Below are 13899 nucleotides of genomic sequence, written 5' to 3'. Positions count from 1 at the left end.
CGCGAAAGACGTACGCCCGGCGCATCGGTCGCGGCTACGCCGTCGACGGCCGAAGGGACAGAAAGAGCCCGAGGGCAAGCACCGTGGCACTCATCCAAAACCCCTCCGGCGCATACCAGCGGATGCCGTATAAATGCTCGTCCGTGCAAAGCAGCTGTGCCAGAGTGCAAAGGTCGGTTGCGCCGGCGAGACAAACGGTCGCTTGCTTCAACGTGAGGTATTCGTTGATGACGACCTTGCTGAAGATGAGCCACCACCAGCCGACAGCAGAGAGCGTGAACACCGCGCCGGCAACCAAGATCGGCGCACCCAGTTTCCGGTTAGACGTCATAGCTCACTCCAAGCGTATCCAGCAAAGTCTGCCGGAGCTGGATCAGGTCCGCGTCGTCGCGCCTCCGTGGGTGCGGCTTGTCCACCGCCACTTCGGCGACGATACACGCCGGACGATCGGAAAAGACGACAACGCGGTCGGCAAGCAACAAAGCCTCTTCGACATCATGCGTGACCAGAAGTGCCGTGAACCCCACCTGTTTCCAGAACTGAAGCAATTCTTTCTGCATCTTCAGCCGCGTCAGCGAATCCAGCTTGCCGAAGGGCTCGTCCAGCAGCAGAAGCTTTGGATCATTCACCAAAGCCCGCGCGATCGCCGCGCGTTGCGCCATGCCACCGGAAAGCTGGTGCGGATAGGCATCGGCAAAAGCTTCGAGCCTGACCAGCTTGAGAATGTCACCGATTCGGTATTCCTGCTCGCGCAGCACGCCGCGTGCGTCGAGCCCGCTTGCGACATTTCCGTGAACCGTCAGCCAAGGAAAGAGCGTCGCCTCCTGGAACACGAGAATGCGGTCCGGATGCGGTTTGAGGATCGCACGGCCGTCTTCGAGCAGTTCTCCTGCGCTCGGCGCCTCCAGACCTGCGGCCAGCCGCAGCAGCGTGGACTTGCCGCAGCCCGACGGTCCCAGAAGGGCGACGAACTCGCCAGCCTCGACGCTGATCGTCACATTGTCGAGGACGTGCAGTTGCTGATTTCCGAGATCGTAGCTGTGCGATACCCGATTAACCTGCAACGACAGGCTTTGCCGCGGGGCGGTTGTTTGATCGAAAACAACGGCCATCACAGGATCCCCTTCTGCCAGCCGAGAAGACGATCGCGCGCCACAAACAACAGACCGACGAGCCCGGCACAGATGAGGGCCATGACGATCAGCGCGGCATAGACATTGGCATAGGCCGAATAGGCCGTATTGAACTGCAGATACCAGCCGAGCCCGAACTTGGCCCCCAGCATTTCCGCAACGACGAGCACCGCGAAGGAATAATAGAGGCCCATGAAGATACCGACGAACACGTTGGGCAACGAGGCCGGGATCGCCACCTTGAAGATCAGATAGCGATTGCTCGCACCCAGCGTGCGGGCCACGTCGTAATAGGCGCGGTTGACCTGACCGACACCCGCCGCCGTCAGGATTGCGACGGGAATGCCCGAGGCCAGCGCGACCAGAAAGATCGAGGCGTGGAAGGTGCTCGGGAAGATAAAGAAGGCGCAGGGAATCCAGGCGCTTGCCGGCACCGGGCCGATCAGCTTCAGGAGCGGCATGCCCCAGTAGGCAAAGCGCTTCGACCACCCAAGAGCCACGCCACCGACAAAGCCCGCTGCCACGCCGGAAAAGAACCCGAAGGCCCAGAGCCGTGCCGTATAGGCAATACAGATCAGGATCCGGTCCCAGTCGGTCATATAGACATTTAGCAGGCCCTGCGGCGGCGAAAAGAACGGCTTCGGCAACCAGCCCAGCTTTGCCGTCAGCACCTCCCAGGCGGTGAGCCACAGACCGATCACCACGAACCATGGCCCATAGTGAACGATGGTTTCTCCAACACCGCCGAGCCGTCGGACGGCGAAGGCGAGAACCAGGAAGATGGCCGCTCCGATCAACGTGAGAATGGAAAAAAGACCAGTTGCCCCCCACGTGATGACATCGGGGAGAAACCAGGTCACGGCGGCGGCGAGCACCCAGCTGGACGCGGCCCAAAGACCGTGTGTCCAGACGGGCGCACCGAGAAACGCGAAAGCACATCCGGCGCTGCTTGTCAGCCTATCGTGAACCACATCGCTCATCACAGGTTCACGCGAAGATGTCGATGGTGATGCGATTGGAGATCTCTTCCGGATCCGTGGACGGATCTGCAACGCCGGTGAGCTTCAGGTCCTCGTAGCCGATCCTGACTTCCTTCACGAGCTCCTTGCCGAACCAGTGCTCGTGATAGGTCAGGGCCGACAGAACCTCCGTCAAGTCTTCAAGAGAGAGGCCGGGCTTCAAGGTGTCGAAGTACCACTTGGCCACCTCGTCAGGGTGCTTTGCAGTATACTGGTGGATCTCCAGATTGGCGGCCGCCACACGGCGGATCGCATCCTTGTTGGCCTCGTAATAATCGCCATTGACGCCGAGCACGCAGCAGACGCGATCCTTGAACGTGCCTGTCTGCGTGTCGGCGACGCGCGTCAGGCCAAACTTCTTCTCATAGGAATAAGCCCAGGGATCCATATGCGCGACCGCATCTGCCTCGCCGCGCAGCATGCCCTCGGCGACGAGATCGAAGGGGAACACTTTCCACGTCACATCGGTTTCGGGGTTCAGGCCAGCCTTTGCAAGAGCGACCGAGAACGCGACGCGCGACGGCGACATCACGTCGAACGTGCCGATCGTCTTGCCTTTGAGATCGGTCAGCGTCTTGATGCCGGAATCAGGCTTCACCAGAATGCTCTGGCAACCGCCATGCGAACCGGCGAAAAGCTTGACGTCGAAACCCTGCTCGATCGGCTTCAGCCAATCATAGAGAAGGCCGGGGCCGGCCTCGGCCTTGCGGGTCGCCAGCGCCTGGATCAGCGTCTGGCCGCTGGCTCCCTGATAGAACAGTTCCACGTCGAGACCGTGCTTGGCATAAATGCCCTTCGAAAGACCAAACCCAACCGGCGAATGACAGGCGGCTACTTCGGTCCATTCCAGCTTGATCGGGGTCAAATTGCCCGCCATGGCGTAGCGCGTGGACTTTGCTCCAATTAGGCCAAAGGCAGCGGCGGCACCCGCGACGCCTGTAGCCTGGAGAAGAGCTCGACGTGAGAGGCCCTTGGATTGCGAGGTGCTTTGCGCTTCTTTGCTCATGAATGTTCCCCAGTGTTCGATATGATCCCCGAGGATGCTATCAAGTAATATTAAAATACATAGAATTTATAGGCTATTTGACTCGATCGCTGGGAAATTTCTTTCTAAGGATCCGGGCGTCACCGGGTTTTGGCAAATCCAATGTTCCCCCGACACGTGCCTCAATCGCCGTTTGTCTGTGGCCCAACGATCAACGACCATGCCGAACGCCTCGAAACGATCATTGCCGAAGAGCGTGAGGCGGGAAAAGCCATCGTGCTCATCTGCCACGACATGGATTTTGTCGATCGAAATGCGCAATCCGTTCTGGCGCTTGGGACGGACAAGCAGCCAAGGGATCGGCTGACTGCGGATTTTTTCGGCGACCGCGATCACATTGTCCGGGCGTGCGTCGATCGGCTTGAGCAGACAGAGAAGCCCGAACAAGCGAAACTCCTGCGATAATAATAATCTACTGTTTTAATAGATTATTATTTCACTTTCGTGTCGTGAAGTAAAATCATGCGCCTGTCGCACATCGATCCACACAGTTAGACTCCTGAAGAAGTTAGATATTGGGCGGTCGCACTGCGCGCAATCCGATTTAGAATGTGTAGGATGGACATGAGCTTCATAAGACATTTCAGCAGACTCTGCGCCATGCGCGATGGCCTCGAAGCGAAACTGGACATGCAAGACTGTTTTTCTGACGACGACTTGTTCGACAAGTCCGGCGAAATGCGTGAAAAAATCGCGGAGCTTTCGCAGGAAATCGAGGCCTTGGAACAAAGGCGCTCGCTTGCTGAATGGTAACCTGGACGGTTGGACGGAGACCCGTTGACAGGTAGCTCAGATTGAATTTGTGCAATTCCCGCGCAACAGCCTGCCAAAACCGCGTCAGTCGATGGAAAATTCTCCATTCTCGACAAACTAAAGAACCGATTTTTAAAATCACGGGCACGCGCGAACGAATAAAGTCTATAAAATATATGCTTTAAATGGTGTACTCCGTTGAGTTTGGGGAGCTGGTTCAGCTGGCTGAAGACAAACAATTTCATCGATGGAGGCATTCATGACATTCAACATCACCCGTCGTCAGGCACTGCTCGGAGGCGCGTCGATTGCGGCCGCAGTGGCGCTCGGCGGTGTTCACCCGGCGTTCGCTGACGCCGACCGCACGAAGATCGTCGTGCGCGTCGACAAGGATCTGGTGAATCTGGATCCGGCAAACCGGTCCGGACCGGTCGATCTGAATGTGATCTGGTCGGTCCAGCAAGGCCTGATCTCTTTCAAGCCGAACTCCACCGAGTGGGAACTGGATGCGGCCGAAGAACTCGTTCAGGTCAACGACAAGGAAATCCGCTTTAAGCTTCGCCCGGGCCTGACTTTTACCGGCGGATATGGCGAACTGACGGCCGAAGACGTAAAGTTTTCCTTCGAGAGGTTCATCAAACCGGATGCCGAAGGCAAGGCGGTGACCTATGCAAAGGACTGGGCGGCACTTGATCAGGTTGAAGTGACGGGACCTCTTGAAGGCCGCATTCTTCTGAAGAGCCCGGCACCGGCTCTCTATTCCATCGCGCTTGCCGATGGCTCCGGACGGATCGTCTCGAAAAAGGCTTTCGACAAGCTCGGGGAAAAAGCCATCGCGACCCAACTAATCGGCAGCGGACCCTACATTCTCAGGGAATGGACACCGCGCGAGCAATTCGTCCTCGAAATCAATCCGGAGTACAAGGGGCCGATCAAGCCGCATTTCCAGCAGATCGTCGGCAAGCCGATCGGCGAGCAGAAGACGGCGGAGATCGCCTTCCAGTCCGGTGAAATCGACTTTACCGCCGTTGATCCGGAAAATGCGAAAGCTCTGGCGGCACTGCCCGACAGCATCGTCACCGAGATACCCGCCATCGACTATGTCTGGTTCGGCCCCAATATCGAGAAAGCTCCTTTCGACAACATCAAGGTGCGTCAGGCGCTGCGGCTTGCCGTCGACATCGAAGGCATTCTGCAGGGCGCCTATTCCGGCCTCTATCCTCGCGCCAATTCGCTGCTTGCCGAAAGCCTGCTCGGTTACTGGAAGGATGCGCCAGTCTATCAGCGCGATATCGAGGGAGCCAAGAAGCTGCTGGCGGAAGCCGGCCTTGAAAGTGGGTTCAAGACCAGACTGACCATTGAATCGACGGCACGCTACCAGGCCATCGCACAGATCATCCAAGCTAACCTTGCCGATGTCGGCATCGAAGTCGAAATTGAATCACTTGAGTCTGCTGCCTACTGGGCACTGGGCGAAAACGATGCCAGCAAGGACCTCGAACTGTCACTGATCAAATATAACGGCAAGTTCGACCCCAGCTTCCAGACGCAGTGGTTCACCTCGGAGCAGGTCGGCCAGTGGAACTGGCAGCGCTACAAGAACGCCGATTTCGACGCGCTGCACGCCAAGGGCGCCACAACGGTCGATCCGGCCGAGCGGGCCAAGATCTATGTGGATGCCCAAAAACTGCTCGATGAATCCGCAGCCTTCATATGGATCACCCACAACCTCAATGCCTTTGCGTCGCGCAACTGGCTGAAGCCGGGTGTCCTGCCGAACGGCAACAATTGGCTTTACACAGCCTTCAGCGAAACCTCGGCCTGATCTGTTTTGCCCTGCCCGCAAACAGATAGCCGCGAATCGTGCTGAAGAGTTCGTCCTTCTACGCCCATCTAGGCTTCAAACTGGCGACAGCAATTCTTGCTGTCGCCGGTGCAGTCGTGCTTTTGCTGGCGCTCACGCGTTTCATTCCCGGCAACCCGGCAACGGTCATTCTGGGGTCCCGGGCGACGCCCGAAGCTGTAGCGGCGCTGAACGCGCGGATGGGTCTGGACAAGCCTCTGCCAGAACAGGTCGTCGCCTTTTTTGCGCGGTTGATGCGCGGCGATCTCGGCGAGGACGTATTCAACGGCAGGCCGGTGCTCGACATGGTCATGGCCGCTTTGCCCAACACGGCGGCACTGGCCGTTTCCGCCATTGTTCTCGCAATCCTGATCGGCGTGCCGCTGGCCGTTGTAGCGGCAAGGCGTCCCGGAGCCGCCGCCGACAGGCTGATCGCCTTTCTGAGCGTCGGCTTCATCTCGACCCCCAGTTTCGTCGTCTCGGTCTTTCTGCTGCTGTTCTTTGCCATCTCGCTGCGGCTGTTTCCGGTGCTGGGCGCCGGCGAACGCGGCGATATCGCTGACCAGGTCTGGCATCTGATCCTGCCGTCCGCAGCACTTGCCGTCGGCTGGATCGGCTATATTGCGCGCCTGCTCCGGTCATCGCTTCTGGAAGTACTGGGCGAAAGCCACATACGAACAGTGCGCGCCTATGGTGTCAAGGAAAGCAAGATCCTGATGAAGTATGCCCTGAAGCCAGCCATCATTCCGCTGATCGCCGTGCTGGGCATGGGGTTTGGCGAGTTGCTTGGTGGGGCCGTGTTCGCGGAAGTCATCTTCAACCGGCCGGGCCTCGGCTCGCTCATCGTCGATGCCATCCGGACCCGCAACTATCCGTTGGTGCAGGGCAGCGTGTTCGTGATCGTTCTGCTCTATGTGCTGACGAATTTCGCCACAGATCTGATACAGACCTTCATCGATCCGCGCGAACGTTCGCGGCTGGCGGCGGGAGCTTCATCGTGAGCGGTCTCTCGATCGTGCGGGACATCATGCGGCGCCCTGGCGGGACTTTCAGTCTCGTTGCCGTAGTAGCCATCGTCATCGTGGCAATAGCCGCGCCGGTGATCGTGCCTTACGGGCCGAATGCGATTGCACCAGCCGACCGTCTGCTGGGTCCGAGCCTGTCGCATTGGTTTGGAACAGACCATCTCGGCCGCGACCTCTTGAGCCGGTTGATTTTCGGCACGCGCGTGGCGATGGGCGTTGCATCGTCGGTTATGGCGATATCCTTTACGGCGGGGATTCTCCTCGGCATTGTCGCCGCACTCTCGCCGCGTGCCATCGATCTGATGATTGTCGGCATTTTCGATGTGGTTACGGCTTTTCCCAGCGTGGTCCTGGCTCTTGCCCTGGTCGCCGTATTCGGGCCTGGCCTGAACAATGTTGTCTTGCTGGTCAGCGTCGTGCTGATCCCCCGCTTTGGACGCGTGGCGCGTGCGCAAACCATTTCGATCCGCAACAGCCCGTTCATCGAAGCGGAGAAAGTGCTGGGCGCGCAGCGCTGGCGAATTATCTTCACCCATGTCGTACCCAACATTATCGGGCCAATCTTCGTGCTGGCTTGCATGAATATCCCGGTGGTGATCACCATAGAGGCGGGCCTGAGTTTCCTTGGCCTCGGCGTACGTCCGCCGCTGGCGAGCTGGGGCAACCTGCTCAATGATGGTTATACCTATCTCGACCAGTCGACCTGGCCGACGGTGTTTTCCGGACTGGCGCTGATCGTCGCGACGCTGGGCTTCTCACTGCTCGGCGAATCCTTGCGCGACACTCTGGATCCGAAGCTCAGGAGCGGGCTATGACCGAACCGCTGCTTTCCATTCGCGGTCTCGATGTATCCTATCCCACCAGCAAGGGCCCTGCGCACATCTTGACGAAGGTCGACCTGACCGTCGAGCCTGGCGCGGCTGTGGGGTTGGTCGGCGAGAGCGGTAGCGGAAAATCGACACTGGCGCTCGCCTTGCTGGGCTTGCTTCCCGAGAATGCCGAGATATCGGCCAGCCATGCAGTCTTCGATGGCAGGACAGGTGTTCTGTCTGCAGCGAATTCGTCTGCACTGCGCGGCCGCGATATCGCCATGGTCTTCCAGGACCCGATGACCGCGCTGAATCCCCTGTTCACGATCGGCACGCATCTCGTCGATATCCAGCGCCGGAAGTTTCCGGGCGCGAAAACGGCCGAATTGTGGGCGCGTGGCGAGCGTGTGCTTGCGCGCGTCGGTGTTTCGGATGCCGGAAATCGAATGCGGCGCTATCCACACGAGTTTTCCGGCGGCATGCGGCAGAGGGTGGTTATCGCGATGGCCCTTTTGGTCGAACCGAAGATGTTGATTGCAGACGAGCCGACGACGGCGCTCGACGCGACGATCGAGGCGCAGGTCGTGGACATTCTGCGAGAACTGCGCTCGGAGCTTTCAGCGGCCCTGCTGGTCGTCAGCCACAGCTTTGGCCTGATCGCGGAACTTTGCGAAACGGTGATCGTGATGTATGCGGGAACGATCGTCGAGACCGGGCCAGTCGGCGAGGTGTTGCGCGATCCCCGCCACCCCTACGCGCAAGCCCTGCTGGCATGCGAGATCGAGCCGCTTTCTTCGATCGAAAAAAACGAACCCTTGGTAACCATTCCGGGCACGGTGCCCGATCCGGTGAACCGGCCAATTGGCTGTGTCTTTGCCGCCCGATGTCCCGCCCGCCATGAGCGCTGCACCGAGCCGCCGCCGTTCATTTCACAAGGACAGGGCAGAGGATTTTCCTGCTGGCTTGGAGTTTCGCCATGACCACACCGGTGCTCTCCCTCAAGGGCGCCTCCGTGCGCTATGGCGATCTGACGGCAGTGGATGGCGTATCGATCGACCTTCATGTTGGCGAAACGCTCGGTCTTGTTGGAGAAAGCGGCTGCGGCAAGTCGTCGATCGCACGGGCCATTTCCGGATTGGCGCCGTTGTCTGCCGGATCCTATTTGGTCGAGAGTGAGGATGTTGCGGTGAAGCGTCGGAGTAACCGCAGGTTCTTGTCCGATCGCGTGCAGCTTCTATTCCAGGATCCAGTGGCGTCGCTGTCGCCACGGCTCACGGTCGGTGCGCTTCTCGCCGAACCGCTTAAGATCCGCAAGACCTTCGATTCTGAGAGTTGGGCCGCAACTATCGCACTCCTGCAGGACATGGGGCTGGGAGAACAATTCCTCTCACGCTACCCGCATCAATTGAGCGGTGGGCAGGCGCGACGGGTGGCGCTGGCTCGCGTCTTGACGGCCCGGCCGAAGATCATCGTTGCCGACGAGCCGACAGCAGGGCTCGACGTTTCCATCCAGGGCGACATGCTCAACCTGCTTCGCGCTTTGCGTGACAAGCTCGGATTGAGCTATCTTTTCATTTCGCACAACCTGAACGTCGTGGGCCGCGTTACCGAGCGGGTGGCAATCATGTATCTCGGCCAGATCGTGGAAACAGGCAAGACCGGACTGCTCTTCCAGAGCCCGGCGCACCCTTACACGCAGGCGCTTCTATCGTCCAATCTGACAATCGATCCGCAGCGGCGGCGCGAGCGCATCATACTAAAGGGCGAATTGCCGAGCCCGCGGCGTCCACCGTCTGGGTGCCGTTTCCACCAGCGCTGCCCCGTCGCCCGGGACATCTGCGCCACGCTGCAGCCGCGGCTCGAGACGCGAGAGGATGGCCGTGCGGTCGCCTGCCATTTTCCCTTGACCGGCGGCACTCAGGCGATGACAGGATAACCCAGACGGTGCGCCGCCCGCTCAAGTTCAGCCAAGGGTTCATAGGCCGCGTCATCCAGAGGCACGAAGCCCTTCAACGAAAGAGTGTCGCGCACGGGTGCAAGGGAGGGCTCCGCGATTGCGTCCTGAAGCACGCGTCGCAGCGTGGCAACTTCCGCCTCGGACGCCTCAGCCCGGGTGATGAAAGGAAGCCCGGGGCCTTTCACCGTCTCGGCCAGAATCCGGATGCCCGCCAGCCGTTCCGGGTCGAACCGCAGCGTGTTTCCGTACGTGATGCAGTCGATCGCGGCGACGTCGGCTATGCCGTCCGTCACCGCATCGATGCTCGCCCGATGGCCGCCCGTCTCGACGACGGAGGAAAAGAACCTGCCATCGCGGGCGAACGGCGCGACGCTGGCGCGGAACAGGTTGACGCCCGAATTGCTGCCGGGTTCGTTGATCGCCGCGCACGCCCCGCGCAGGTCGGCAATGGTTTCGACCGCGGATGTTCTGGGCACGATGATAAAACTGCACTTGGCCGTCCCCTCGCAGCCGGGAAGACCGTAGATAGGCGTGGCCACCAAACGTACCCGGCCGCGCAGCTGTTTCACATAGGGGTAGCCACAGGTTTGCCCCAGGAGAAGATCCGGATGCACCCAGGCCGCATCATAGCGCACCGATTCATCCAGCGTATCCGGGACACCCGTCATGCCCATGCGCTTCAGGGCAGCGGACAAGAATCGCCAGAGCGCCTGCGTGGCGTCTGCAATGGGTGGCGGACTGACATACATGGCAAGGCTGGCGCGACGGTCAAGCATTCAATCTCCATGAAAAATAATCGTTTTTGGATATCATAGTAGTCTATAGATTTTATGTATTTCTAATGCCATAGTTGAATCACATGTTCGAGGAACGTTGTAATGATACCAGCAGCATCTCTGCAATCCGACCGGGGAGCTGAATCCCAGCTCGAACTCGAAACGGACGTGTTGATCGTCGGCGGCGGCCCGGCCGGATGCTGGGCGGCACTGAACGCCGTATCCGCCGGAGCGAGAGTCGTCCTCGCCGACAAGGGCTACTGCGGCAGTTCGGGCGCAACGGCGTCTGCCGGCACGCAGATCTGGTATGTGCCACCGGTTCCTGAGGAGCGGGAAGCCGCCATGGCGAGCCGCGAGGCCATGGGCGGATATCTATCCGACCGGCGCTGGATGGGGCCGGTGCTCGACAAGACCTATGAGAGTGTCAACAAGCTCGCGGAATGGGGCTATCCCTTTCCCAAGGACGAGAATGGAGTTCAGCAACGCATCTCGGTGCAGGGTCCGGAATATATGCGACTGATGCGCCGCAAGGTGAAGAATGCCGGTGTCACCATTCTCGACCATTCGCCGGCTCTCGAACTGATCACGAACGACGCTGGAACGATCGCCGGTGCAACGGGCATCCGGCGGCAGGAGGGCGGCAATTGGATGGTACACGCCGGCGCCGTGGTACTCGCCACAGGCGGGTGCGCCTTCATGAGCAAAGCGCTCGGCTGCGACGTTCTGACGGGAGACGGTTACCTGATGGCGGCAGAGGCCGGCGCAGAACTGTCCGGCATGGAGTTCTCCTCCGCCTATGCCATTTCCCCGACCTTCGCATCCATCACCAAGACGGCGCTCTATCGCTTCGCCAGCTTCTACCGCGAGGACGGCTCGCTCATCGAAGGTGCCGGATCCGCGCGTGGACGCTCGATCATCGCCCGTGCACTCCTGACGGAACCGGTCCATGCGCAGCTCGATCTCGCCGAAACCGACGAGGTTCGCGCAATCATGCGCCGCTCGCAGCCGAATTTCTTCCTGCCGTTCGATCGCCGCGGTATCGATCCTTTCAACGAGCGATTTCCGGTGACACTGCGGCTGGAAGGCACAGTCCGTGGCACCGGCGGCCTCCGCCTGACCGGGCTCGATTGCGCGACGAACGTGCCGGGCCTGTATGCCGCTGGCGATAACGCAACACGGGAACCGATCTGCGGCGGCTTCACCGGAGGTGGCAGCCATAACGCCGCCTGGGCGATTTCCACAGGCAGTTTTGCCGGTAGCGCAGCTGCTGGTTTTGCAGCCGTGCACGCAACAGAGCTGCCGTCGCATGTTCAGCATCTGGGCAAGGCCGGTTTTTCGGCGGGCGGCACTTTCGTTGACAGCGACGCGGCGCTGAAGGCCGTGCAAGCTGAGGTGTTCCCTCTGGACATCAACTATTTCAGAACGACGCCAGCGTTGACCGCATCCCTCGAACGACTCGATATGCTTTGGCGGCAGCTGGAAGGCACCCGTGGTGTGTCCGAAGGCGCTTTGCTCGCTTTGCGCCAGACCGCTGCGATGACGGCGACAGCCCGCTGGATGTATACTGCCGCCCTCACCCGTACGGAAACCCGCGGCATGCACCGGCGGGACGACTTTCCGAAGCAGGATGCGGGCCAGCATCACCGCCTGGTCGTCAGCGGACTGTCGAAGATCACCGTGAGACGGGAGTCTGTCGAAGCGCAGTCCTTCCGGGAGGCGGCCGAATAATGATCGAGGTTCTCGACGCCGATACCTGCACCGACTGCAATCTTTGTGTGTCGGTCTGTCCAACGAATGTTTTTCAGGCCGTCCCAGACGGTCCGCCCGTCATCGCGCGCCAGCACTCTTGCCAGACCTGCTTCATGTGCGAGGTATACTGTCCCGTCGACGCACTCTATGTCGACCCGGATCCTGCCCATGTCTACGGTCTCACAGTGGAAGCGGTGAAGAAGGATCGTCTTTTCGGTACCTATCGGCAGGCGATCGGCTGGGCCAAGGAGACCCGGCACCTGCGCACCGTCGACGACCATTTCCGCCTGCCGCAATGAGCCGCAGCCCGTGTTTTACAAATGATCGCGCGGTATGGTTTCATCATAGGCATGCTCCAGTAACAACGCCGCCTGTTCGTACGCCTTCAGCCGGCCGTACACACGGAAATGGTGTGCGTCGCACGTTACGATGATTACGCTGTCCAGCCGGACATCTCAATCATCGCGGCCGAAACCCTCATGTCAGATAACTGTGGATGTGCAGGAAGCCGGATACCGACATGAATAGGATACGACGATGACTTTTGCCACGCCATCCTCTGGCGTCGTGATGGAAAACTGCCTTTAAACGAGCAATATGTTCTAAATTATAGCAAACATTCAAATTAGTATATCTAGTTTATGTATTTTATAGATTTATGTTGACTGTGATCTCAGCAGTGGCGGGGGACAGTCATTGCCGGAGATGGGAACATCATCAGTTAGGAGCCAATTCATGAAAGCAACGTCCAAGGGCGGCAGCTATTTTCGAAGAGCGGTCGCAATCTCAATCATCCTTGCGACGGGCCTGCTTGCCTCGTCCGCACTGGCAGGCGAAACGCTGGACAAGATCAAGCAACGCGGCCTTATCAAGGTCGGCGTGGGAACGACGCCCGGCTTCTTTACGCCGGACAGCAACGGGCGCTGGCAAGGATTTTTTGTCGATTTCGGACGCGCACTCGCAGTGACGGTGTTCAATGACCCTGAAAAGGTGGAGTTCACCAACTCCTCGCCGCAACAGCGCCTTCCAGCTCTTCAATCCGGCGAATTCGACATTCTGCTGTCCGGCGTGACACAGACGGTCACCCGCGCCTTCAAGCTCGGCTTCCACTTCGGACCGGTGGTCTTCTATGACGGTCAGGGGCTGCTCGTTCGCAAGGACCTTGGCGTCACGAAGGGTGAGGATCTAGATGGTGCCACGATCGGCGTCCAGAGCGGAACGACCGGCGAACTCAATATTGCAGACTTCTTCCGCAAAACCGGCAAGACGTTCACCCCGGTGACGATCGAAGAAACCGGCGAATTCACCAAAGCTCTTGATACTGGCCGCGTCGATGCGCTGACGCAGGATTCAACGGATCTGGCCGCGAAGCGCACGCAACTCTCGAAGCCGGATGACTACATCCTGCTGCCCGAACGCCTGTCGAAAGAACCTCTGGCTCCCGCCATCCGCGGTGGTGACGACCAGTGGCTCGAGATCCTGAACTGGACTGTCTATGCAACCATTCAGGCCGAAGAGTTCGGCATCACGCAGGCCAATGTCGATGAGTTCCTGGAGAGCGAAGATCCGGGCATCCAGCGGTTCCTCGGCGTCGATCCGTCGCTCGGAGAGGCCATCGGCCTCGATCCGAAGTTTGCCTACAACATCATCAAGGCAGTCGGAAACTACGGTGAAATTTTCGATCGCAACGTCGGCAAGGGTACGCCCCTGAATCTGGAGCGTGGCTACAACCAGCTCTGGGCCAAGGGCGGCCTTCTCTACTCTCCGCCGTTCCGCTAAGCCGGAGCCCG

General features: G+C 59.5%; 15 protein-coding genes. 9 read left to right on the top strand and 6 right to left on the bottom strand.

Annotated features, from left to right (window positions below):
* Positions 1 to 34: 34 nt before the first annotated feature.
* The 5 genes from ACSQ3F_RS25610 to ACSQ3F_RS25590 form a co-directional block, all read right to left on the bottom strand.
* Positions 35 to 331, bottom strand: coding sequence for a hypothetical protein (locus ACSQ3F_RS25610; protein ID WP_436103018.1), 297 nt, complete (start codon positions 329 to 331; stop codon positions 35 to 37).
* The gene (locus tag ACSQ3F_RS25605) at positions 321 to 1112 is read right to left on the bottom strand and encodes an ABC transporter ATP-binding protein (protein ID WP_436103017.1); all 792 of its coding nucleotides are present in this window, start codon (positions 1110 to 1112) and stop codon (positions 321 to 323) included. Before ACSQ3F_RS25605 ends, ACSQ3F_RS25610 begins: the two co-directional genes overlap by 11 nt.
* On the bottom strand, positions 1112 to 2113 hold the full coding sequence (locus tag ACSQ3F_RS25600; protein WP_436103016.1) for an ABC transporter permease: 1002 nt from the start codon (positions 2111 to 2113) through the stop codon (positions 1112 to 1114). The genes ACSQ3F_RS25605 and ACSQ3F_RS25600 overlap by 1 nt, the downstream gene beginning before the upstream one ends.
* A gap of 7 nt (positions 2114 to 2120) precedes the next feature.
* A complete protein-coding gene (locus ACSQ3F_RS25595; RefSeq protein ID WP_436103015.1) occupies positions 2121 to 3158 on the bottom strand; it encodes an ABC transporter substrate-binding protein in 1038 nt (345 codons plus the stop codon).
* Between the two features lie 66 nt (positions 3159 to 3224).
* Positions 3225 to 3584, bottom strand: coding sequence for a hypothetical protein (locus ACSQ3F_RS25590; RefSeq protein ID WP_436103014.1), 360 nt, complete (start codon positions 3582 to 3584; stop codon positions 3225 to 3227).
* A gap of 213 nt (positions 3585 to 3797) precedes the next feature.
* Between ACSQ3F_RS25590 and ACSQ3F_RS25585 the strand changes: the two genes are divergently transcribed.
* The 6 genes from ACSQ3F_RS25585 (at position 3798) to ACSQ3F_RS25560 (ending at position 9563) form a co-directional block, all read left to right on the top strand.
* Positions 3798 to 3950 (top strand): hypothetical protein, encoded by a 153-nt coding sequence (locus ACSQ3F_RS25585; RefSeq protein WP_436103013.1) that lies wholly within the window; start codon positions 3798 to 3800, stop codon positions 3948 to 3950.
* 259 nt (positions 3951 to 4209) lie between these two features.
* Positions 4210 to 5775, top strand: a complete 1566-nt coding sequence (locus ACSQ3F_RS25580) for an ABC transporter substrate-binding protein (protein ID WP_436103012.1) — start codon at positions 4210 to 4212, stop codon at positions 5773 to 5775.
* A 38-nt stretch (positions 5776 to 5813) separates the two neighbouring features.
* The gene (locus tag ACSQ3F_RS25575; protein ID WP_436103011.1) at positions 5814 to 6794 is read left to right on the top strand and encodes an ABC transporter permease; all 981 of its coding nucleotides are present in this window, start codon (positions 5814 to 5816) and stop codon (positions 6792 to 6794) included.
* Positions 6791 to 7633, top strand: a complete 843-nt coding sequence (locus ACSQ3F_RS25570; RefSeq protein ID WP_436103010.1) for an ABC transporter permease — start codon at positions 6791 to 6793, stop codon at positions 7631 to 7633. Before ACSQ3F_RS25575 ends, ACSQ3F_RS25570 begins: the two co-directional genes overlap by 4 nt.
* A complete protein-coding gene (locus tag ACSQ3F_RS25565; RefSeq protein ID WP_436103009.1) occupies positions 7630 to 8607 on the top strand; it encodes an ABC transporter ATP-binding protein in 978 nt (325 codons plus the stop codon). Before ACSQ3F_RS25570 ends, ACSQ3F_RS25565 begins: the two co-directional genes overlap by 4 nt.
* Positions 8604 to 9563, top strand: a complete 960-nt coding sequence (locus ACSQ3F_RS25560; RefSeq protein ID WP_436103008.1) for an oligopeptide/dipeptide ABC transporter ATP-binding protein — start codon at positions 8604 to 8606, stop codon at positions 9561 to 9563. The genes ACSQ3F_RS25565 and ACSQ3F_RS25560 overlap by 4 nt, the downstream gene beginning before the upstream one ends.
* On the opposite strand, the gene ACSQ3F_RS25555 is transcribed toward ACSQ3F_RS25560, so the two are convergent.
* Positions 9545 to 10360, bottom strand: coding sequence for a phosphate/phosphite/phosphonate ABC transporter substrate-binding protein (locus ACSQ3F_RS25555; protein WP_436103007.1), 816 nt, complete (start codon positions 10358 to 10360; stop codon positions 9545 to 9547). The genes ACSQ3F_RS25560 and ACSQ3F_RS25555 overlap by 19 nt on opposite strands.
* Positions 10361 to 10462: 102 nt before the next feature.
* Here ACSQ3F_RS25555 and ACSQ3F_RS25550 point away from each other — a divergent pair, with 102 nt between their 5' ends.
* The 3 genes from ACSQ3F_RS25550 (at position 10463) to ACSQ3F_RS25540 (ending at position 13888) form a co-directional block, all read left to right on the top strand.
* The gene (locus tag ACSQ3F_RS25550) at positions 10463 to 12088 is read left to right on the top strand and encodes an FAD-dependent oxidoreductase (RefSeq protein ID WP_436103006.1); all 1626 of its coding nucleotides are present in this window, start codon (positions 10463 to 10465) and stop codon (positions 12086 to 12088) included.
* A complete protein-coding gene (locus ACSQ3F_RS25545) occupies positions 12088 to 12408 on the top strand; it encodes a 4Fe-4S binding protein (protein WP_436103005.1) in 321 nt (106 codons plus the stop codon). The genes ACSQ3F_RS25550 and ACSQ3F_RS25545 overlap by 1 nt, the downstream gene beginning before the upstream one ends.
* Positions 12409 to 12844: 436 nt before the next feature.
* Positions 12845 to 13888 (top strand): amino acid ABC transporter substrate-binding protein, encoded by a 1044-nt coding sequence (locus ACSQ3F_RS25540; protein WP_436103004.1) that lies wholly within the window; start codon positions 12845 to 12847, stop codon positions 13886 to 13888.
* Positions 13889 to 13899: the final 11 nt, after the last annotated feature.

This window comes from Pararhizobium sp. LjRoot238, from assembly GCF_964252955.1.
Lineage (GTDB): Bacteria > Pseudomonadota > Alphaproteobacteria > Rhizobiales > Rhizobiaceae > Pararhizobium.
Note: the sequence above shows the minus strand (reverse complement) of the source record. Positions and strands in the feature narration are given on the sequence as shown.